This is a genomic window from Streptomyces sp. NBC_00490 (assembly GCF_036013645.1).
GTDB classification, from domain to species: Bacteria; Actinomycetota; Actinomycetes; order Streptomycetales; family Streptomycetaceae; genus Streptomyces; species Streptomyces canus_F.
Genome location: NZ_CP107869.1, coordinates 1374748 through 1394615 on the forward strand (window position 1 = coordinate 1374748; position 19868 = coordinate 1394615).

A 19868-nucleotide genomic window follows, 5' to 3' on the forward strand; every position below is an offset into this window, starting at 1 on the left:
GTTGCTTGTTCGTTCGCGGGACGGGGAGCCGTCACCAGGCCACCGGCAGCTCGTGGACGCCGTAGATGAACGCGTCGTGCTTGAACTTCACGTCCTGGACGTCGCAGGCGAGCCTGAGGGTGGGGATGCGTTTGTAGAGGGTGCCGTAGACGACCTGGAGCTCCATGCGTGCCAGGGGCTGGCCGAGGCACTGGTGGATGCCGAAGCCGAAGGCCACGTGCCGGCGGGCGTCCCGGGTGATGTCGAGACGGTCGGGGTCCTCGAAGGCCTCGGGGTCGCGGTTGCCGATCTCGTTCACCACGATGATGCCCTCGCCGGCCTTGATGACCTCTCCGGCGATCTCGATGTCCTCCGTGACCGCGCGGCGGCGTCCCTGGTGGGTGATGTTCAGGTAGCGCAGCAGTTCCTCGACGGCCGAAGCCACCAGTTCGGGGTCGTCGCTCTCGCGCAACAGGGCGAGCTGGTCGGGGTGTTCAAGGAGGGCGGCGGTACCGAGCGCGATCATGTTCGAGGTGGTCTCGTGTCCGGCGATCAGCAGGAGCAGCGCCATCTCGGTGGCCTGCCGATGGTCGAGTTCGCCCGCGGTGATCCGTCCGGCGATGCTCGACAGCAGGTCGTCCCTGGGGTCGGCGAGCCGCTTGCCGATCATCGTGGCCAGGTAGCCGGCGATCTCCCGGGTCGCCACACCGCGCTGCTCGGGGGTCGCGGCGCTGCTGACCATCGTCTTGGTGTGGGACTGGAACATCTCGTGGTCCTCGTAAGGCACCCCGAGCAGTTCGCAGATCACCAGCGAGGGGATGGGCAGGGCGAGCGCCTCGACGAGGTCGACCGGTTGCGGGCCCGCGAGGAGGTCGTCGATCAGGCCGTCCACGATCCGCTGCACGGCGGGCCTGAGCGCCTCGACCTTCTTGATGGCGAAGGGCGCCGTCACCAGCCGGCGCAGCCGGGCGTGTTCGGGGTCGTCCATCATGATGAAGCTGAGCTTGCCCTCGCCGCCCTCGGAGCTGGCCTTGGGCGGGAAGCCGGGGCGGTCGATGTCCGAGCTGACCCGGGCATCGCCCAACAGGGCGCGCTGCTCGGCGTAGCGGGTCACGAGCCAGGGTTCACTGCCGTCCCACAGCCGTACCTTCGCCAACGGCCCCTGCTCCTGGAGCTCTTTGAGGCCGGGCGGCGGGTCGAAGGGGCAGCGGGCGGCCCGCGGCATGGGGAACTCGGGAACAGCCAGTGCGTCGGCCATGGTTCTCCTCGGTGGTGGGGGCTCCGGTCGGGGGTCGGAGCGCCGGGGGAAGGGGTGAGGCCTCGATGAGCACATGCAAACAGACGGGCCTGACGGGCTCCGGTCAGTTCCCTGACAGAAAGCTGACGTGACCCAGATCACATGCCAAACGTAGGCTGAATGGCTTCACAACTCACCTTTTCCCTTAATGAGTTGACCATGTCGACCAGTGCCGCGAGCGAACGAAGACACCTTGTCCGACACCGCGAGGACGGAGTGTCCCGGGCGTTTGCTCCCGCGTCTCAGGCCTCGGCCTCGGCCCGTCCCAGCCAGTAGCCGAAGCCCCGCCGGGTGTGGATCAGCGCCGGAGCGTCCCGGTCCACCTTGCGCCGCAGCCGGGACACGAGCTGCTCGATGGCGTTGTCGCCTCGCAAGTCGCCCCAGACGTACCGGCTGATCTGGTCCTTGGACAGCACCCGGTGGGCGTTGACGAGGAGATGGCGCAGCAGCCGGTACTCCGCGGGCGTGAGGTCCAGTGTCAGCGTTCCGCGCCGCGCCTGGCAGCGGGCGTCGTCGAGCACCAGGTCGCCGTAGCGCGGTCCGCCCTCGTGGTGCCGGACCGGGCCCGGGCCGCGCAGCAACACCTGCGCCCTGGCCAGGACTTCGGCCACCCGGAAGGGTTTGGTGACGTAGTCCCTCTCGCCCAGGCCGAGTTCGGGCAGGAGGCTGCCCAACGAGTCGTCCGCGGTGAGGAACAGGACCGGCGGCCGGTGCGTGCCGGGCGGCAGGCGCCGACGGCCGAGGCCGGGCACGTCGGGCAGGGTCGTGTCGAGGACGACGAGGTCGTAGCGGTGCTCCGCGGCCCGCGTCAGCGCCTCGGTCCCGGTGCCGGCCACGGAGGTGCGGTAGCCCGCCAACTCCAGGGTGACGGAGAGCAGTTCGGTCACCTCCGGCCCGCCGACGACCAGCACGTGCTGCCCGGAGCCACGCGCGAGCGCCGGCCTCTCACCGGTCACGCGCGGGCTGCTCCTTCCCCTGCGTCACCGGTGCCAGCCAGATGCCGACGACCGCGTCGGCGAGCCCGGTGGCGCAGTCGTGCCAGCTGGAGCGCGCGGTGGGGCGGTGCTCGGCGAGGGCCCGCTCCCGTTCGGCGGGCAGGTGGATGAGCAGATGGCGTGCCATGTCGCCGCGTTCGGCACGGACCTCGGGGGGCAGTGCGGGCAGGCACCGGTGCACTCCGTCGACGTTCTGCCGCAGGGACGGGGAGGCCAGGGACTCCTCCACCATGATCCGGTGCAGTGCCGGGTCGGTCATCACCTGCGCGCAGAACCGCGCGAACCAGGTGGGGCCGCCCAGAGCCGCAAGGTGTTCGGGGACCGGGCGGACCAGACAGTCCACCCAGTCCCGCAGGTCCGTGGAGTCGCCGATCCCGGCCAGCAGCCGGGCGCGGATCTCCTCGATGCGCTCGGCATGCTTGCGGACGATGGCGCGGACGAGGTCGGCCTTGGTGCCGAAGTGATAGCCGACGGCGGCGTTGTTGCCCTGTCCCGCGGCCTCGCTGACCTGACGGTTGGAGACGGCGTAGACCCCGCGCTCGGCGAACAGCCGTTCGGCCGCGGTCAGGATCGACTCCCGGGTCGCGCTGACCTGCTCCGCCCGTACCGCCCTGCCTGCCGCCATCATCACCATCACACCGGGACTTCCCTCAGCCCTGCGACGACCAGCCCCTCGAGCCGTCGCGGGTCCTCCGCCGCCACGGCGGGTTCCAAGGACGGAAGCCTACGCAACAGCACGTCGAGGACCGTGATCCAACCAAGTCAAGCAGTTGACTTAAGGTCGTGGAACCCCGCCCGACCGCGCTCATTCCCGGGCACCCTGAGAGATAGGTCAGGTCCCGGCGAGGGTCTCCAGCCACTGCTGCAACAGGCCGGACTCGGCCGGAGTGAAGGAGGCGTGCGGCTCCGCGCGCAGCCGGGCCGCGAGGGTGGCGGCCGCGACCGGTACTCCGTCCCCCTGCGCGGGTCCGGCCGGGCGCGTCAGGGAGTCGATCACCGCGTCCCGCAGGCGGGCCGAGAATCCCGGATCCGGATACTGCTCCGACCTGGTGAGCATCGACAGGGACGCGCCCACGTTGGCGGACATGATGATCTGCGTGGCGAGGACGGGCGGGACGGTGAGCCGGCCGGCCGCCGCGCAGCGTTCGAGGATCGCGTGCAGCAGGGCGTGCGCCTCGCTCACGGCGGCGGGCGGGACCGTCAGCTCGGGCGAGTACATCAGGCGGTAGTGGTGGGGATGCTCCAGCGCGAACCGCATGTGGTTGTCCCAGCCGCTCTTCAGGTCCGCGACGGGGTCCTCGCTGGGCCGGGCCGCGCGCTTGGAGGCGAGGTACTGCTCGAATCCCCGGTCCACCACGGCGGCGAGCAGCCCGGCCTTGTCGCCGAACAGCCGGTAGAGCATCGGCGCGCCCACGCCGGCCGCCTCGCACACGGCACGGGTGGAGACTTCGGCGGCCGGGGCCGTCGCCAGCAGTTCCGCGGCGGCTTCCAGGATCTTTTCCCTCGCGTCCATATCTGCACGGTACGACATTCGTAGCGCTGATACGAGCCCGGGATTACCATCGCTACGAAGCTGTGTTATCGTCGTTACGTGATGCACGTAGCGTCGCTAACAGAAGGAGCGGACATGACCACACAGCAGCGCGTCGCGATCGTCACCGGAGGATCGCGTGGCATCGGACGCCAGGTCGCCCAGCAGCTGGCCGCCGACGGGTTCGCCGTCCTCGTGGGATACGCGGGCAACAAGGACGCGGCCGACGAGGTGGTGCGCGACATCGAGGCCGCCGGGGGCTCCGCCGTCGCCGTCCGCGCGGACGTCGGCGACGAGACCGAGGTGGCCGCCCTGTTCGACCTGGCGGAGGCCACGTACGGCGGGGTGGACGCCGTGGTGCACGCGGCGGGGCGGATGCTGCTGGCACCCGTCGCGGAGCTCGATCTCGACGAGCTCGACGCCCTGTACCGCACCAACATCCGCGGCACGTTCGCCGTCGGCCAGCAGGCTGCCCGGCGGCTGCGTACGGGCGGGGCACTGGTGAACTTCTCCAGCTCGGTCGTCGGCCTCGCCTTCCCGACCTACGGCGCGTACGCCGCGAGCAAGGGGGCGGTCGAGGCGCTGACGCTGGTCCTCGCCCGGGAGCTGCGGGGCCGTGACGTCACCGTCAACGTGGTCGCGCCCGGCCCGACCGCCACCGACCTCTTCCTCGACGGCAAGGACGAGGAGACCGTCGCCCGGCTGGCCGCCCAGCCGCCGCTGGAGCGCCTCGGCACACCGCGGGACATCGCCTCCGTGGTCTCCTTCCTGGTCGGTCCGGGCGGGCACTGGGTCAACGGGCAGGTGCTGCGGGCCAACGGCGGGATCATCTGAGGGACGGCCGGGCCGGCGGGGCCGAGTCCCCCCGGGTGCCCCTGCCCTCGTCCGGGACACCGCCGTTCAGGCGAAACCGCCCGCACGCGCGCGTGCAGGCACCGGGGCGTGTCGACAACTGACCCGTGACCCTCCCCCTGATCCCGCCCATGCTCGCCACCTCCGGCACCCTGCCGTCGGCCACCCAGGACGCGCACTGGGCCTACGAGACCAAGCAGGACGGCCAGCGCGTCGTGGCGTACCTCGCCGGGGACGGAAGCGTGCTGCTGCGCGCCCGTTCCGGGGAGGACATCACCGCCGCCTATCCCGAACTGGGGGCACTCGGCGCCGCGCTCGGCACGCTGCCCGCTGTACTGGACGGCGAGGTCCTGGCGCTCGACGAACAGGGGCGTGCCGACTTCCAGTTGCTCCAGTCCCGCATGGGGCTGGCCCACGCCCCGGGCAAGGCCGCGCGGAAGGCCGCCGAAGTCCCCGTCCATCTGGTGCTGTTCGACGCGATGCATCTGGCGGGACGCTCCCTCACCGCACTCCCCTATGTCCGACGGCGCGGCCGACTGGAGGAGCTGGGCCTCGACGGACCCTTCTGGTCGACCCCGGGCGCCATCGTCGGACACGGCCGTCAGGCGCTGGAGGCCACCGTCGACCATGGCCTGGAGGGCCTGGTCTGCAAGCGGCTCGACTCGGTGTACGAGCCCGGGGTGCGCTCCCGCGCCTGGATCAAGATCCGCAACATGCGCAGCGAGGACGTCATCGTCGGCGGCTGGCTGCCCGGCAAGGGACGGTTGACGGGGCTGCCGGGCGCCGTGCTGGTCGGACAGCGCACCGCCGGCCGTCTTCGGTACGTCGGCAATGTGGGCACCGGCTGGAGCGAGACCGAACGGACCCAACTCGCCGCTCTCCTAGGCGCCGCGGCGACGGACGTGTGCCCCTTCGACACCCCGCCGCCTGTCACGGGCGCGCACTGGGTCGTGCCCCGACTGGTCGGCGAGGTCCGCTACAGCACCCGTACCCGGGCGGGACTGCTGCGCCAGCCGTCCTGGCTGCGGCTGCGTCCGGACCTCGCACCGGAGGAGTCGGCGGCCGATCTTCCGGACGACCTTGTCTGACATCCCGAACAAGATCCCACTGTTCGGACGGTTGTTACCAGAGAGTCGCTTACGACATCTTGGCGCGGACATGAAAAATGGGGAAGCTGAACCTCCCATTCCCCCACAGCCGTTGGGCTGCGCCCGGAACATGAGGAGGACGCAGTGTCGTCTCCGTCGTTCAAGAAGCACCGCGCGAGGTGGTTCACCGGCCTGGCCGGCGCCGCCGCCCTGGTAGTCGCCTTCCCGAGCGCCGCCTTCGCCGCCCCGCCCGCGGCCCTGCCGACCAACGCCGAGTCGGCCGAGTACACCTACCAGCCGGCCTTCGACTACGACACCGACGGCTGCTACCCCACGCCCGCGATCGGCCCCGACGGCACGGTCAACGGCGGCCTCAACCCGACCGGTTCGCTCAGCGGCGAGTGCCACGACCTCTCGGACCTGAACAACACCAACTCGTACTCACGCTCCAAGTGCAACAACGGCTGGTGCGCCTACATGTACGGCCTGTACTTCGAGAAGGACCAGGCCCTGGCGAACAGCAGCATCGGCGGACACCGCAACGACTGGGAACACGTCGTGATCTGGGTGCAGAACGGCACCATCCAGTACGTCTCGACGTCCGCCCACGGCGCGTACGCGACGACCGCGACCTCCGGCGTCCGCTTCGACGGCACCCACGCGAAGATCGTCTATCACAAGGACGGCGTCGGTACCCACGCCTTCCGGCTGGCCAACTCCAATGACGAGCCGCCGGAGAACGCGAAGGGCACCTGGCAGTACCCGCCGCTGGTCGGCTGGAACGGCTACCCGTCGGGCGTCCGCGACAAGCTGGTCGCGTACGACTTCGGCAGCGCCAACTTCGCCCTGAAGGACGCGAACTTCGCCTCCGACCTGTCGAAGGCCAAGCCGTCGGGGATCTCGTTCGACCCCAACGCCTGATCACCCCCGCCTGATCACCCCTGCGCCTGATCCGGCGCGCATCGGGCGCGGGACCTAGGACCCGTGCACCCCGCGGCGTCCGTCCCGCGCCCGATCCCGGCACCCTCACCTGAGGCATAACGTCCGGCTCATGGACGACAGCGACACGAGCGGACAGCTCGAAGAAGCCCTGGAAAGACTCCACGCCTCCGGCCCCGAACGCGACGGCTGGCTGTCCAACCACGCCCCCATGGTCGTCGAGGCGCTCGCCGCCCACGGACAGGCCGGAGCGCTGCACCGCTGGGTGGACCTCTACCGGGACAAGCTGGAGGACTTCCCCGACCGCGTGGCCCCCGTCACCGACGACAACTGGCCCGAGGCGCTGGGCGATCCACGCCGGATCGCGGACTGGACCGACCACTACTCCCGCACCCTCGCCGAACGCCCGTGGCGCGACGTCCTCGCCGAGTGGTGGCCGCGCCTGCTCCCCGGCCTCTACGGCGGCGCCACCCACACCGTCATACGCGTCGGCCACGCCGTACGCGCCCTGGAAACCGGTGAGAACGCGCCCCGGACCACCGAACTCGCCCACGCGCTGGGCTACTGGGCGGCCCGGCACCAGCCGGTCACCGGCGTCACCGCGCTGCCGGGCGCGCCGACGGCCGGGGAGTCCCTGGACGCCGTACCCCCGATCGAACCGGGCCACATGGGCTTCCGCCGGCGCCTCGCCGCCGTACGGCGACTGCCCGCATGGGCGGACGAGGTGACCGACCCGGACACGGCCCGCGCACGGCTGACCGAGCTCGTCCACGCCGCCACCCACCGCTACGCCACCCACGGCCACGGCGAGCCCACCATGCTCGTGCACGCCGCGACCGCGCCCAACGCCGTGCTCCGCGCCCTGGATTCGCTGCCCAGGGAGCTGTGGGCACCGAGCCTGCACGCGGCATGGAGCGCGTCCGCGGCGGTCACCGCGATGTACGCGCCCGCGGAGGCGGTCGCCTACACGCCGCCCGCCCGGCTCTCCGCCGAGGAGGTCATGGAGCGTGCCCTCGCCCACGGCGACGAGCACGTCATCAAGCTGACCGACACGGCGCTGGACGTCGGTGACGAACCGGCGCTCGCCGCGGCGCTGCGCTCGGTCGAGATGAGTGATCCGCTCGTCGGATAAACGCGTGGATCGCCGCTCCCGGCCGTCGCTAGGGTGCGCGCATGGACGAAGAGGAGGCCTGGGCCGACGCGCGGACGCTGTTCCAGGCGTTGCGCGACCACGACGGTGGGGACGCGTACACCGCCGTGGTGGAACCCTGGCTCGCCCGGGCCCGGTTCGGCTACCGCGAGGCGCTCGCCGCGGGTGTGGAGCTGCTGGTCGCGACGGCGGTTAAGGGACCGGACGAGCGCTGCGGCGACCTGCTGTGGGAACTGTACGCGCTCAGCCGGGTCAGCGATGTGCTGCTGACCGGATTCCAGCCACCCGGTGAGCACGCCGACGTCTGGCCCGTCGTGTCGAGGGCCGAGTATCTCCGGCTCTTCACCGGCCTGGGCCTGGCACCGTTCGAGGAGAGCGAGGTCTTCGACCCGTTCGTGCACGAGATCGTCGAGGTCGAGCAGGCCGAGGACCCGGACGAGCCCGTGCGGATCACCGAAGTCGTGTGGCCAGGACTGTGGTTCGGGTCCCTGCTGTTCTCCCGGGCCGGGGTGCGGGTGCGCGCGGGCGTCCGGCACGCCGAGCGCGGCGTCGCCGACCGTTCCCCGCTCTACTGGGCCTATCTGCGCCGGCACCGGCCCACCGTGGACCTGTCGCAGGGCTGGGGGTCCAACTCCCAGTGGCGCACGGACTTCCGGGTGGACCTGAGAACCGCGTCCGGTGACGAGGTCAACGCCTGCGGGCGGGGGGACGTCGACGCCGAGGACTGGACCGCCCCCGGGCTGTCCCCGGCGGAACGGCGTGAACTGCTGCGTCACCGCTGCCTGGTACGCACGCCCGGCGGCGAAGGCACGGCGGGTGAGGATTTCTTCCCCTTCGACTGGCGTATGTGAAGCGCGGTACTGCACAGCCGCTCGACCGCGAGGGTCTATCGTGTTCCGCATGTCCGCGCCCGAACTGATCCGTATCGTCTCCCGCGACTCGCCCATGGCGCTCGCCCAAGTGGAGCGTGTCCGCGCCGAGTTGACCGCGCTGCACCCCGGAGTGCGTACCGAGGTCGTGCCGGTGAAGACGACCGGCGACAAGTGGATGGGCGACCTGTCCAAGGTCGAGGGCAAGGGCGCCTTCACCAAGGAGGTCGACGCCGCGCTGCTGGCCGGACAGGCCGACCTCGCGGTGCACTGTGTGAAGGACGTGCCCGCCGACCGGCCGCTCCCGGCGGGGACGACGTTCGCCGCGTTCCTCAAGCGGGACGACATCCGCGACGCCCTGATCCATCCGGGCGGACTCACCCTGGACGAGCTTCCGGCCGGTACCCGCATCGGGACCTCCTCGGTCCGCCGGGTCGCGCAACTGGCTGCCACCCACCCGGAGTTGGAGTGCGTGCCGTTCCGCGGCAACGCCAACCGGCGGCTGGCGAAGCTGGCGGCCGGGGAGGCGGACGCGCTGCTGCTCGCGGTGTCCGGCCTCGAGCGTATCGGCCGCGAGGACGTGATCAGCGAGGTCCTCTCCCCCGAGACGATGATGCCGCCGATCGGCGCGGGCATCCTGGCCCTGCAGTGCCGTGAGGGCGACACCGAGCTGATCGACGCGGTCAGCGGGCTCGGCAATCCGGACACCCACCGGGAGGCGACCGCGGAGCGCATGTTCCTGCATGTGCTCCAGGGCCACTGCAACAGCCCCATCGCCGGATACGCGCGCGTGGACCACGGGGGCGAACTGTCCCTGCGGGCCTGCGTGTTCACCCCGGACGGCAAGACCCGGCTGAACGCCCACGAGTGGGCGGGCCGGCTCGACCCGGCCACTCTGGGCACCTCGGTCGCGGTGGCACTGCTGCGTCAGGGAGCCCGCGAGATCATCGACGGCATCCCGCACTGAGGCGACGTCCCGCACCGGCACCGCACCGGGCACCGACCGTCAGGCGGTGCCCTCTTCGGCCTGGTCCCGCAGGAAGTTGCTCACCTGGTGGGCCAGGCCCTCCCGGCCGGCCGCCGTCTGGACGGCGCCTTCCTGCAGACCGATGCCGCCCGCCCACAGCCGGCGATCCGCCCAGTCGTCGTCGACCCGCAGCTGGATCTGCACGTCGACCAGGCTCAGGGACGCCTCGGGGGCGGCCGCGTACAGCACGGCGGTTGCCCGGCGCAGCGGGTAGACGTCGAAGCCCTCGATGAACTGCGAGTTGCGCCAGTCGATGAACGCGCTCTCGCCGTCGGGGCCGACCCGGACATCGATCTGGCCGTCCTCCAGGTGGATGGTGGAGTGCCGGCCGCCACGGTTCTCGACGGTCACACGGACAGTGAAGTACGTGAGCCCCTCGGCGGCGTCGTCCCGGCCGCGTGGTGGCTCGGAGGCTTCCAGTCCGTGGACGCGGACACGCAGACCGGCATGCTCGTCGTACTCCTGCCAGTCCCCGACCACGTTCGGCTCGTACACAATCCACCTCTTGTCCCTCAGAGAGCTGCTTCCTATCTGTGTGCTCAGTGCACTGTCAAATGAGCGGAATGCGCTGTGGCCAGCGGGTTCACCCCCTTTGATCAGTGATCAAGCCGTGCGCAGGAAGAACTCGCCGACAGGGGGCGCACCGCGCCCGGCGGGCGTGCCGCACATCACGTCCATGAGCATGATCAGCGCGCGAGATGGCGGGCGCGCCGAGGAGAAGGCCGCGCAGGGCGTCGACTTGACAGCTGAGCGGGTTGACCTTGCTGATGGCCTGGAGCAAGCCGGGCATGACGGACAGGATGCCGATGCCCGGCCGGTCCACCACGGGCCGCAGCAGTTCGACCTCGGCGCCGGACGGTCAAGGTCTCTCACGCTGAGGAGGCCAACAGTTACCGCCCGTGCAGCTTTTTGAGTGAATTGTCCTGGATTGTTTGGGAGCGTCTCCGGCGGGAATTCGCTTGTCAGTGCTTCGGACAGGAGGCACGTCCGTGGGAGTCGTCCCCGGTGCCCTCCGTCAGCTCCGACCACGTGACTCCCGCGGTGTCTGTCACCCAGCACCGTTGAGGGAGGTGCGCGCGATGCGCGTCACCACCAGAACGAAGCAACATCCGCACGACGACGCCCCCGACACCGCCGCTTCCTTCGAACGCCTCGCCACCCTGCCCGACGGCCCGGAACGCAAGGCGCTCCGGGACGAACTGGTCGAGGTGTGGCTGCCGATGGCCGAGCGGATAGCGGTCCGCTTCAAGGGCCGCGGCGAGTCCCTGGAGGATCTGTACCAGGTCGCCGCCCTGGGCCTGGTGAAGGCCGTCGACCACTACGACCCCGCACGCGGCCACGCCTTCGAGGCGTACGCCGTGCCGACCGTGACCGGCGAGATCAAACGGCACTTCCGCGACCACCTGTGGACGCTGCACGTACCGCGCCGGGTGCAGGATCTGCGCAACCGGGTGCGCGCCGCCCTCAAGGAGCTGTCCCAGACCACCTCGGGGCGGGCCCCCACCGTCGCCGAGCTCGCCGAGTGCGCCCAGCTCACCGAGGACGAGGTGCGCTCCGGCATGGAGGCCCTGGAGTGCTTCTCGGCGCTGTCACTGGAAGCCGAGATGCCCGGCACCGACGGGTACGCCCTGGGCGACGCGCTCGGCGCCCCCGACCCCCGCTTCGACGTCGTCGTGGACCGTGTCGCCGTGGGCCCCTGTCTGCGGGCCCTGCCCGAGCGCGAGCAGACCATCCTCTACCTGCGGTTCTTCCAGGGCATGACACAGAGCCGCATAGCGGAGGAGCTGGGCATCTCCCAGATGCACGTCTCGCGGCTCCTCAGCGGCTGCTTCGACCGGATCCGCGAGGAACTCCTGGCCGAGGTCGGCTGACGCGGGAAGGTCACTCCGAGGACGCCTCCGGGATCTGCGCCGGTCCGTGGCGGTCGAGAGCCGCCTCCAGTTCGGCGTGGATCTCCGGGGGCAGGTCCCCGTTCCGCCCCCAGATCAGGATCAGATCGGCGACATTGCGCAGCTTGATGTTGGTGCGCTGGGAGACGTCCTTGAGGACGACCCAGCCCTCGTCCGGGGTCACGCGCCCGAGTGCGACCATCATGCCGATCGCCTGGTCCACGACGGCGTGCGAGGCGACGGCCTCTTTCAGCTGCTCGACCTCTTCCTGCAGCTCGAAGATACGGTCGGCCTCACCACCGGAGTCATGCTGTCCCGCGCTCATACCACCATCCTGCTCACTCGGGCGGCCCAGTGCCACCGCGCGCACCCCACTCGTTTCGGCCACGTCCGCCGGGTACTCGACAGGCGCCCGGAACGGTTCCGGTTGGACACTGGTAGCGGACCGGTGTCCGCCGGCCCGGCGAGATCAGGACGCGACTGCCATGAACCACGACTCCAGACGACCCGGTGGCACCACGGACGTCGTCTCCACGCACGCCGTGTTCGGCGCCCCCTGCTGGGTGAGCCTGACCACCCGGGACCAGGAAGCCGCCGAGGCGTTCTACACCGCCGTCCTCGGCTGGGAATGGCACCCGGCCCTGCTCGGCGACCGGTTCCGGATGGCCGTGGTGGACGAGACGCCGGTGGCCGGAATCGCCGCGGTCGCCACGATGTGGCAGATGGCGGTGGCATGGACGCCGTACTTCGCCGTGCGCAGCGCGGACGAGGTCGTGGCACGGGTGCAGGAGCGGGGCGGCACGGCCGCTGTCGGACCGCTCTCCTTCCCGCCCGGGCGGGCGGCACTGCTGGCCGACCGGGACGGCGCGACCTTCGGGATCTGGGAGGGCGAGCTCGTCGCCAACTGGGGGAAATGGCGCCGCGCGGCCCCGACCTTCATCAGACTGCACACCCGCGACGCCTTCGACGCCGCCATCTTCTACGGCGAGATCCTCGACTGGGCGTCGGACCGTCCCGGCTGCTGCGAGGTCCGCTACGAGGGCGGCGAGGTCGTGCTGCGCAGCGAGGGCGACATCGTGGCCCGTATCGAGTCCGGTGCGCTGGGCGCGGCGCCCGACCCCACCATTCGGCCGCACTGGCAGGTGCACTTCGCCGTCTCGGACGTCGATGCCTGCGTCCGGGCCGCGGAGCGGCACGGCGGAAGTGTCCTGTCGAAGGGCGGCACCGAGGCCGTGCTGCGCGATCCCGACGGCGCCCGGTTCACGGTGACGGCGCGCCGCGCCCGCTGAGCCGGGCCGGCGCGCTCGCCACCTTCCTTCACGTTCCTAGGACGTCGTGGCCGTCCGCGGCGGATTCGCCGGGGGCCGTGACAGCAGGACCAGGCTGCGGGGCTGGACCGTCAGAGTCGAGTCCGCCTTGTGTTCCGTCTCGCCCGGCACGGCCTTCGGCCCCGCGGTGTCGATCAGGGTCGTCCAGCGCTCGCCGTACGCCGGATCCGGCAGCCGGAAGGCGACCGGCTCCCAGTAGCCGTTGAGCAGGAGCAGGAAGGAGTCGTCCATCACCGGCCGGCCGCAGGGGTCCGGTTCGGCGATGGCGTCACCGTTCAGGAAGACCCCGACCGAGTGCGCGTCGGAGCGCAGCCAGTCGCCGTCGTTCATCTCGCGCGCGTCCGGCGCGAACCACACGAGGTCGGGCAGCGGCTGACCCGCGTGCGTCACGGTCTCCCCGCGGAAGTAGCGCCGGCGGCGCAGTACGGGGTGGGCGGCGCGCAGTCCGATGACGTACCGCGTGAAGTCGGCGAGGTCGCGCTGCTCACCGGTCAGCCGCCAGTCGATCCAGGAGACCTCGTTGTCCTGGCAGTAGGCGTTGTTGTTGCCGCGCTGGGTGCGGCCGAGTTCGTCACCGTGACAGAGCATGGGGATGCCCTGCGAGAGCAGGAGCGTGGCCAGGAAGTTGCGCTGCTGGCGGGCGCGCAGCTCCAGCACGGACGCGTCGTCGGTCTCGCCCTCCGCCCCGCAGTTCCAGGACCGGTTGTCCCGCTCGCCGTCCTGGTTGCCCTCGCCGTTGGCCTCGTTGTGCTTGTCGTTGTACGAGACGAGGTCGCGCAGGGTGAAGCCGTCGTGCGCGGTCACGAAGTTCACGCTGGCCCGCGGTCGGCGCCGACTGTGCTGGTAGAGGTCGGAGGAGCCGGTCAGCCGGGACGCGAAGTCGCCGAGCGTGTGCTCGCCGCCGCGCCAGAAGTCCCGCACGGTGTCCCGGTACTTGCCGTTCCACTCCGACCACAGGGGCGGGAAGTTGCCCACCTGGTAACCGCCCTCGCCCACGTCCCACGGTTCCGCGATCAGCTTGACGCGGCTGATCACCGGGTCCTGCTGGATCAGGTCGAAGAACGCCGAGAGCCGGTCCACCTCGTGGAACTGCCGGGCCAGTGTGGCCGCGAGGTCGAAGCGGAAGCCGTCGACGTGCATCTCGGTGACCCAGTAACGCAGCGAGTCCATGATCAGCTGGAGCACGTAGGGGTGCCGCATCAGCAGGCTGTTCCCGGTGCCGGTGGTGTCGTAGTAGTGCCCCCAGTCACCGTCCACCAGCCGGTAGTAGGAGGCGTTGTCGATGCCTCGGAAGGAGAGCGTCGGCCCCTTCTCGTTGCCCTCGGCGGTGTGGTTGTAGACGACGTCCAGGATCACTTCGAGGCCGGCCGCGTGCAGGGTCCGCACCATCGACTTGAACTCGTTGACCTGCTGACCGCGGGTGCCTTGGGCGGCGTAGGCGTTGTGCGGGGCGAAGAAGCCGATCGTGTTGTAGCCCCAGTAGTTGGACAGACCGCGACCCTGCAACACACCGTCCTGCACGAACTGGTGGACCGGCATCAGTTCGACCGCCGTCACACCGAGGGACGTCAGATGCTCGACGACCGCGGGGTGGGCCAACCCGGCGTAGGTGCCACGGAGTTCGGCCGGGACATCGGGATGGGTGCGGGTCATACCGCGGACATGGGCCTCGTAGATGACGGTGTCGGCGTAGGACCGTCGGGGCGGACGGTCCTCGCCCCAGTCGAAGAACGGGTCGGTGACCACACCGAGCATGGTGTGTCCGGCGCTGTCGGCGGCCGGGTCGTACAGCGCGGGATGATCGTCCACCTGGCCGTCCACCGCCCGGCTGTACGGATCGAGCAGCAGCTTCGCCGGATTGCAGCGGTGGCCGAGATCCGGGTGCCAGGGTCCGTGCACGCGGTAGCCGTAGCGCTGCCCCGGACCGATCCCGGGCAGGTAGCAGTGCCATACGAACCCGTCGACCTCGGCGAGGGGAACGCTGCGATGGCTGCCGTCGTCCTCGACGAGGACGAGTTCGACGCACTCGGCGACCTCGCTGAACAGCGCGAAGTTGGTGCCCTGTCCGTCGAAGGCGGCACCCAACGGGTAGGGGTGCCCGCTCCAGACGGGCACCCCTGCCTTGCGACGGCGCTCTGCGCTCACCGGGCGTCCTCCAGAACGCCGCCCACGACCGGTTCCTCGCGGGGCACCTGAAGCACCTCGCCCACGCTCGGCACCGGTGCCGTCGGCACCAGCGGGACACGTCCGCCGGCCCGGGCACGCTGCGAGAACCAGATGACCTTGCTCCCGGTGTCCGTGGCGCAGCACCCCCAGCCGTCGCTCATCGCGGCGATGTGCTCCAGGCATCCGCGCAGTTCCTGGTCCGGGCGCAGCTCACGGTCGTTGTCGCCGACGGCCGTGATGAGGTGCTGGCCGTTCCACCACATCTCGATCGAGGTGAACTTGTCGGTCGCGTGCTCGTCGATGGCCCTCAGCAGCAGTTCGGCACCGCGGCAGACAGGCTCGACCAGGATGTCGAGGTCCCAGTACCGGAGGTGAGCGGCCAGAATCCGGCTGACCTGGCCGACCCTTTCCGGGGTGACGTCCACATCGAGGTGGTAGTAGCGGGGGACTGCGGTCTTCATCGTCGTTGGCTCCTCACCGGCGAAGCTCCCGCTCCTCCTCGCCCCGGCGGGACGAGCCCCGAACGCGCAGCGTGAGCAGTGATCGCTTCTGAGTCACCTCAACTGTGGGAGTGCTACGCCATTCGTGCAACACGAGCGACCACCGAGGTAGTTGAAGAACCAACAAGACGCTACGTCGTCGCCCGTGCACCATGAGTGAAACTCTTCATGGAAGGTGAACGGCGCCATGCTGCTACCGGCCAAGGCCGAAGTCGCCCGGCAATTGCGGCGTTACCGCGCCTGGGAACGCGTGATGCTGGCCTGCCCCGCCGATGGCGGGGCACGGGCGTCCTTCGAGGACTCGGGCTACACCCTCTGCGTGCTCATGGGGAAGCGCTGTGCGCGGGAGGCCGCGGACGCCGCCGAGCGCTATCTGCGGACGAACGCCGCCTCCTATCTCAGCGAGCAGGACGAGCAGGTGTGCACGACCGCCTCGGCCAGGCGGGGTCCGCCGGTGAGGCCCTTGAGTACCCCCGCGGGGAGGTAAGTCCCTTCCGGCGCAGCTTCGATCCCCGGCCGGGCCACGGGCCCGGCCTCGAGCACGGCGGAGGTGAGACCCATGAGTGCCAGCACCCACATCGGCCGCATCCCGGTACGGGACGTCCGGCCGCTCGTCGACGTCGGCCGGAGTCCGGCCAAGGCGGTCGTCGGGGAAACGTTCCAGGTGACCGCCACGGTGTTCCGCGAGGGCCATGACGCGGTCGCCGCCAACGTCGTGCTCACCGACCCCGAGGGCGTTCCGGGCCCCTGGACGCCGATGCGTGAACTGGTCCCCGGCACCGACCGCTGGGGCGCCGACGTCACCCCCGACGCCCTGGGCCACTGGACCTTCCACGTGGAGGCCTGGAGCGACCCGATCGCCACCTGGCGCCACCGCGCCGGCATCAAGATCCCGGCCGGCATCGACGTCGGCCTGGTGCTGGAGGAGGGCGCCGACCTCTACCACCGAGCGGCGGCCGGAGTGCCGGACGAAGCGGGGCGCGGACTGGTGCTGTCCGCCGCGCAGGCGCTGTGTGAGGATTCGCTGTCGATCTCGGCGCGGCTGGCGGGTGCGTTGACGCCGGAGGTGGACGCGGTGCTGGCGCGGTATCCGCTGCGGGAGCTGGTGACGGTTTCCGAGGTGCTGCCGCTGCTGGTGGAGCGGGAGCGGGCGCTGTACGGGGCCTGGTACGAGTTCTTCCCGCGCTCCGAGGGCACGCCGCAGCGTCCGCACGGTACCTTCCGCACGGCCGCGCGGCGGTTGGGGGCGATCGCGGCGATGGGGTTCGACGTGGTGTATCTGCCGCCGGTCCATCCGATCGGGTCGACCTTCCGCAAGGGCCCCAACAACACCCTGTCGGCCACCGCCGAGGACGTGGGCGTGCCGTGGGCGATCGGCTCCCCGGAGGGCGGCCACGACGCCGTCCATCCGGATCTGGGGACGATCGAGGACTTCGACTGGTTCGTGGCCCGGGCCCGCGAGCACCATCTGGAGATCGCGCTGGACTTCGCGCTGCAGTGTTCGCCGGATCATCCCTGGGTGCACAAGCATCCGGAGTGGTTCCATCACCGCCCCGACGGCACCATCGCCTATGCGGAGAATCCGCCGAAGAAGTACCAGGACATCTACCCGATCGCCTTCGACGCCGACATGGACGGTCTGGTCGCGGAGACGCTGCGGGTGCTGCGGTTCTGGATGGAGCACGGGGTGCGGATCTTCAGGGTCGACAACCCGCACACCAAGCCGGTGGTCTTCTGGGAGCGGGTGATCGCGGAGATCAACGCCGCCGACCCGGACGTGATCTTCCTGGCCGAGGCGTTCACCCGGCCGGCGATGATGCACACCCTGGCCCAGATCGGGTTCCAGCAGTCGTACACGTACTTCACCTGGCGCAACACCAAGGAAGAACTCACCGAGTACCTGACCGAGCTGTCGGGTGAGGCGGCCGCCTATATGCGGCCCAACTTCTTCGCCAACACCCCCGACATCCTGCACGCCTATCTCCAGCAGGGCGGCCGGCCCGCCTTCGAGATCCGGGCGGTGCTGGCCGCGACCCTCTCCCCCACCTGGGGGATCTACAGCGGCTACGAACTGTGCGAGAACACCCCCCTGCGCGAGGGCAGCGAGGAGTACCTCGACTCCGAGAAGTACCAGCTCCGCCATCGTGACTGGGACACCGCCGACAGCATCACCCCCCTGATCACCCAGCTGAACCGGATCCGCCGGGGCCACCCGGCCCTGCGGCAGCTCAGGAACATCCACTTCCACCACACCGACAACGACGCGGTGATCGCGTACAGCAAGCGCACCGGCCCGGACACGGTGGTGGTGGTCGTCAACCTCGACCCTCATCACACCCAGGAGGCCACGGTCTCGTTGGACATGCCGCAACTCGGCCTGGACGGGAACCCATCCATGTCCGTGCACGACGAACTGACGGGTGAGACCTACCGCTGGGGCCGGACCAACTATGTGCGTCTCGAACCCGGTCGGGCGCCCGCGCACGTGCTCCATGTCCAGCCATCGGCATCCGAGACCGGAGGATCAAGCGCTTCATGACTGTCAACGAGCCCGTCCACGACACCTTCGAGGACACCCCCGCGAAGGACCGGGACCCCGACTGGTTCAAGCGAGCCGTCTTCTACGAAGTGCTGGTCCGCTCCTTCCAGGACAGCAACGGCGACGGCGTGGGCGACCTCAAGGGCCTCACCTCCAGGCTCGACTACCTGCAGTGGCTGGGCGTCGACTGCCTCTGGCTGCCCCCCTTCTTCAAGTCCCCGTTGCGTGACGGCGGCTACGACGTCTCCGACTACACCTCCGTCCTGCCCGAGTTCGGCGACCTCGCCGACTTCGTGGAGTTCACCGACGCCGCACACCAACGCGGCATGCGCGTCATCATCGACTTCGTCATGAACCACACCAGCGACCAGCACCCGTGGTTCCAGGAGTCCCGCAACGACCCCGACGGCCCCTACGGCGACTACTACATGTGGGCCGACGACGACAAGCAATACGCCGACGCCCGGATCATCTTCGTCGACACCGAGGCCTCCAACTGGACCTACGACCCGGTCCGCAAGCAGTATTTCTTCCACCGCTTCTTCTCCCACCAGCCGGACCTCAACTACGAGAACCCGGCGGTCCAGGAGGAGATCCTGGCCGCCCTTCGCTTCTGGCTGGACCTGGGAATCGACGGCTTCCGCCTCGACGCCGTCCCCTATCTGTACGCGGCCGAGGGCACGAACTGCGAGAACCTCCCCGCCAGCCATGACTTCCTCAAGCGGGTGCGCCGCGAGATCGACCTGATGTACCCGGACACGGTGCTGCTGGCGGAGGCCAACCAGTGGCCCGAGGACGTCGTCGACTACTTCGGCGACTACCGGTCCGGCGGCGACGAATGCCACATGGCCTTCCACTTCCCGGTCATGCCCCGCATCTTCATGGCGGTGCGCCGCGAATCGCGCTACCCGGTCTCGGAGATCCTCGCCAAGACCCCGGCGATCCCGTCGAGCTGCCAGTGGGGCATCTTCCTGCGCAACCACGACGAGCTCACCCTCGAGATGGTCACCGACGAAGAACGCGACTACATGTGGGCCGAATACGCCAAAGACCCCCGCATGCGCGCCAACATCGGTATCCGCCGCCGGCTCGCCACCTTGCTGGACAACGACCGCAACCAGATCGAGCTGTTCACCGCGCTGCTGCTGTCCCTGCCCGGCTCGCCGATCCTGTACTACGGCGACGAGATCGGCATGGGCGACAACATCTGGCTCGGCGACCGCGACGCGGTCCGCACCCCCATGCAGTGGACACCGGACCGCAACGCAGGTTTTTCGTCCTGTGACCCCGGGCGGCTGTATCTGCCCACCATCATGGACCCCGTCTACGGCTACCAGGTCACCAACGTCGAGGCGTCGATGTCGTCGCCCTCCTCGCTGCTGCACTGGACCCGCCGCATGATCGAGATCCGCAAGCAGAACCCCGCCTTCGGCCTCGGCTCCTACACCGAACTCCAGTCGTCCAACCCCGCCGTGATCGCGTTCCTGCGCGAGTACGAGGACGACCTGGTCCTGTGCGTGCACAACTTCTCCCGCTTCGCACAGCCCACCGAACTCGATCTCCGTGCCTTCGACGGACGCCACCCCGTGGAACTCATCGGCGGGGTCCGTTTTCCCGCCATCGGTGAACTGCCGTACCTGCTGACGCTGGCAGGGCACGGCTTCTACTGGTTCCGGCTCGCGCGAGTCGCATCCCGCATCGGCCGCCGATCGTGAACAT

General features: G+C 70.0%; 19 protein-coding genes and 1 pseudogene. 11 read left to right on the plus strand and 9 right to left on the minus strand.

Annotation, left to right across the window (positions count from 1 at the left end):
- Positions 1–31: 31 nt before the first annotated feature.
- From OG381_RS06185 to OG381_RS06200, 4 genes are all read right to left on the minus strand, one after another.
- Complete coding sequence (locus OG381_RS06185; protein ID WP_327715089.1) at positions 32–1237, minus strand: cytochrome P450; 1206 nt, start codon at positions 1235–1237, stop codon at positions 32–34.
- 281 nt (positions 1238–1518) lie between these two features.
- Entirely contained in the window at positions 1519–2232 is a 714-nt protein-coding gene (locus OG381_RS06190) for a response regulator transcription factor (protein WP_327715090.1), read from the minus strand.
- Positions 2222–2905 carry a TetR/AcrR family transcriptional regulator gene (locus OG381_RS06195; RefSeq protein ID WP_327722398.1) on the minus strand — a complete coding sequence of 228 codons (684 nt, stop codon included), beginning with the start codon at positions 2903–2905 and terminating at the stop codon, positions 2222–2224. Before OG381_RS06195 ends, OG381_RS06190 begins: the two co-directional genes overlap by 11 nt.
- 198 nt (positions 2906–3103) lie before the next feature.
- A complete protein-coding gene (locus OG381_RS06200; protein ID WP_327715091.1) occupies positions 3104–3784 on the minus strand; it encodes a TetR/AcrR family transcriptional regulator in 681 nt (226 codons plus the stop codon).
- A gap of 114 nt (positions 3785–3898) precedes the next feature.
- Between OG381_RS06200 and OG381_RS06205 the strand changes: the two genes are divergently transcribed.
- From OG381_RS06205 to hemC, 6 genes are all read left to right on the plus strand, one after another.
- Entirely contained in the window at positions 3899–4636 is a 738-nt protein-coding gene (locus OG381_RS06205) for an SDR family oxidoreductase (protein WP_327715092.1), read from the plus strand.
- A 125-nt stretch (positions 4637–4761) separates the two neighbouring features.
- Positions 4762–5742, plus strand: coding sequence for an ATP-dependent DNA ligase (locus tag OG381_RS06210; protein WP_327715093.1), 981 nt, complete (start codon positions 4762–4764; stop codon positions 5740–5742).
- Positions 5743–5886: 144 nt separating this feature from the next.
- A complete protein-coding gene (locus OG381_RS06215; protein WP_327715094.1) occupies positions 5887–6663 on the plus strand; it encodes an NPP1 family protein in 777 nt (258 codons plus the stop codon).
- Between the two features lie 130 nt (positions 6664–6793).
- Positions 6794–7813: a questin oxidase family protein gene (locus OG381_RS06220; RefSeq protein ID WP_327715095.1), complete on the plus strand. Its 1020-nt coding sequence runs from the start codon at positions 6794–6796 to the stop codon at positions 7811–7813.
- Positions 7814–7854: 41 nt separating this feature from the next.
- Positions 7855–8682, plus strand: coding sequence for a hypothetical protein (locus OG381_RS06225; RefSeq protein WP_327715096.1), 828 nt, complete (start codon positions 7855–7857; stop codon positions 8680–8682).
- 49 nt (positions 8683–8731) lie between these two features.
- Complete coding sequence (gene hemC, locus OG381_RS06230; RefSeq protein WP_327715097.1) at positions 8732–9667, plus strand: hydroxymethylbilane synthase; 936 nt, start codon at positions 8732–8734, stop codon at positions 9665–9667.
- Between the two features lie 39 nt (positions 9668–9706).
- Here hemC and OG381_RS06235 read toward each other — a convergent pair whose 3' ends face one another.
- Both OG381_RS06235 and OG381_RS06240 read right to left on the minus strand, forming a co-directional pair.
- On the minus strand, positions 9707–10222 hold the full coding sequence (locus OG381_RS06235; protein WP_307034824.1) for a hypothetical protein: 516 nt from the start codon (positions 10220–10222) through the stop codon (positions 9707–9709).
- Between the two features lie 184 nt (positions 10223–10406).
- Positions 10407–10526, minus strand: a pseudogene (locus tag OG381_RS06240) (ABC transporter permease); the annotation flags it as partial.
- A gap of 280 nt (positions 10527–10806) precedes the next feature.
- Here OG381_RS06240 and OG381_RS06245 point away from each other — a divergent pair.
- Entirely contained in the window at positions 10807–11598 is a 792-nt protein-coding gene (locus OG381_RS06245) for a SigB/SigF/SigG family RNA polymerase sigma factor (RefSeq protein ID WP_327715098.1), read from the plus strand.
- 10 nt (positions 11599–11608) lie between these two features.
- Here the strand turns inward: OG381_RS06245 and OG381_RS06250 are convergent, their stop codons facing one another.
- A complete protein-coding gene (locus OG381_RS06250; RefSeq protein ID WP_327715099.1) occupies positions 11609–11941 on the minus strand; it encodes an ANTAR domain-containing protein in 333 nt (110 codons plus the stop codon).
- 160 nt (positions 11942–12101) lie between these two features.
- Between OG381_RS06250 and OG381_RS06255 the strand changes: the two genes are divergently transcribed.
- The gene (locus OG381_RS06255; RefSeq protein ID WP_327715100.1) at positions 12102–12905 is read left to right on the plus strand and encodes a VOC family protein; all 804 of its coding nucleotides are present in this window, start codon (positions 12102–12104) and stop codon (positions 12903–12905) included.
- 36 nt (positions 12906–12941) lie between these two features.
- Here the strand turns inward: OG381_RS06255 and glgX are convergent, their stop codons facing one another.
- Both glgX and OG381_RS06265 read right to left on the minus strand, forming a co-directional pair.
- Positions 12942–15059 carry a glycogen debranching protein GlgX gene (glgX, locus tag OG381_RS06260; RefSeq protein ID WP_327722399.1) on the minus strand — a complete coding sequence of 706 codons (2118 nt, stop codon included), beginning with the start codon at positions 15057–15059 and terminating at the stop codon, positions 12942–12944.
- Between the two features lie 26 nt (positions 15060–15085).
- Positions 15086–15571 carry a pep a2 gene (locus OG381_RS06265; RefSeq protein ID WP_307034809.1) on the minus strand — a complete coding sequence of 162 codons (486 nt, stop codon included), beginning with the start codon at positions 15569–15571 and terminating at the stop codon, positions 15086–15088.
- Between the two features lie 226 nt (positions 15572–15797).
- Between OG381_RS06265 and OG381_RS06270 the strand changes: the two genes are divergently transcribed.
- The 3 genes from OG381_RS06270 (at position 15798) to treS (ending at position 19864) form a co-directional block, all read left to right on the plus strand.
- Positions 15798–16097, plus strand: a complete 300-nt coding sequence (locus OG381_RS06270) for a DUF5133 domain-containing protein (protein ID WP_327715101.1) — start codon at positions 15798–15800, stop codon at positions 16095–16097.
- 72 nt (positions 16098–16169) lie between these two features.
- Positions 16170–18149, plus strand: a complete 1980-nt coding sequence (locus OG381_RS06275; protein ID WP_327715102.1) for an alpha-1,4-glucan--maltose-1-phosphate maltosyltransferase — start codon at positions 16170–16172, stop codon at positions 18147–18149.
- Positions 18146–19864: a maltose alpha-D-glucosyltransferase gene (gene treS / locus OG381_RS06280; RefSeq protein WP_327715103.1), complete on the plus strand. Its 1719-nt coding sequence runs from the start codon at positions 18146–18148 to the stop codon at positions 19862–19864. Before OG381_RS06275 ends, treS begins: the two co-directional genes overlap by 4 nt.
- Positions 19865–19868: the final 4 nt, after the last annotated feature.

Excerpts from the sequence above, each read along its gene's own strand:
- OG381_RS06270 (WP_327715101.1), top strand. The coding sequence starts at position 15,798 with ATGCTGCTACCGGCCAAGGCCGAAGTCGCCCGGCAATTGCGGCGTTAC.
- OG381_RS06200 (WP_327715091.1), bottom strand. The coding sequence starts at position 3,784 with ATGGACGCGAGGGAAAAGATCCTGGAAGCCGCCGCGGAACTGCTGGCG.
- OG381_RS06265 (WP_307034809.1), bottom strand. The coding sequence starts at position 15,571 with ATGAAGACCGCAGTCCCCCGCTACTACCACCTCGATGTGGACGTCACC.
- OG381_RS06205 (WP_327715092.1), top strand. The coding sequence starts at position 3,899 with ATGACCACACAGCAGCGCGTCGCGATCGTCACCGGAGGATCGCGTGGC.
- OG381_RS06185 (WP_327715089.1), bottom strand. The coding sequence starts at position 1,237 with ATGGCCGACGCACTGGCTGTTCCCGAGTTCCCCATGCCGCGGGCCGCC.
- hemC (WP_327715097.1), top strand. The coding sequence starts at position 8,732 with ATGTCCGCGCCCGAACTGATCCGTATCGTCTCCCGCGACTCGCCCATG.
- OG381_RS06250 (WP_327715099.1), bottom strand. The coding sequence starts at position 11,941 with ATGAGCGCGGGACAGCATGACTCCGGTGGTGAGGCCGACCGTATCTTC.
- OG381_RS06245 (WP_327715098.1), top strand. The coding sequence starts at position 10,807 with ATGCGCGTCACCACCAGAACGAAGCAACATCCGCACGACGACGCCCCC.
- OG381_RS06255 (WP_327715100.1), top strand. The coding sequence starts at position 12,102 with ATGAACCACGACTCCAGACGACCCGGTGGCACCACGGACGTCGTCTCC.
- OG381_RS06275 (WP_327715102.1), top strand. The coding sequence starts at position 16,170 with ATGAGTGCCAGCACCCACATCGGCCGCATCCCGGTACGGGACGTCCGG.
- OG381_RS06225 (WP_327715096.1), top strand. The coding sequence starts at position 7,855 with ATGGACGAAGAGGAGGCCTGGGCCGACGCGCGGACGCTGTTCCAGGCG.
- OG381_RS06195 (WP_327722398.1), bottom strand. The coding sequence starts at position 2,905 with ATGGTGATGATGGCGGCAGGCAGGGCGGTACGGGCGGAGCAGGTCAGC.
- OG381_RS06220 (WP_327715095.1), top strand. The coding sequence starts at position 6,794 with ATGGACGACAGCGACACGAGCGGACAGCTCGAAGAAGCCCTGGAAAGA.
- treS (WP_327715103.1), top strand. The coding sequence starts at position 18,146 with ATGACTGTCAACGAGCCCGTCCACGACACCTTCGAGGACACCCCCGCG.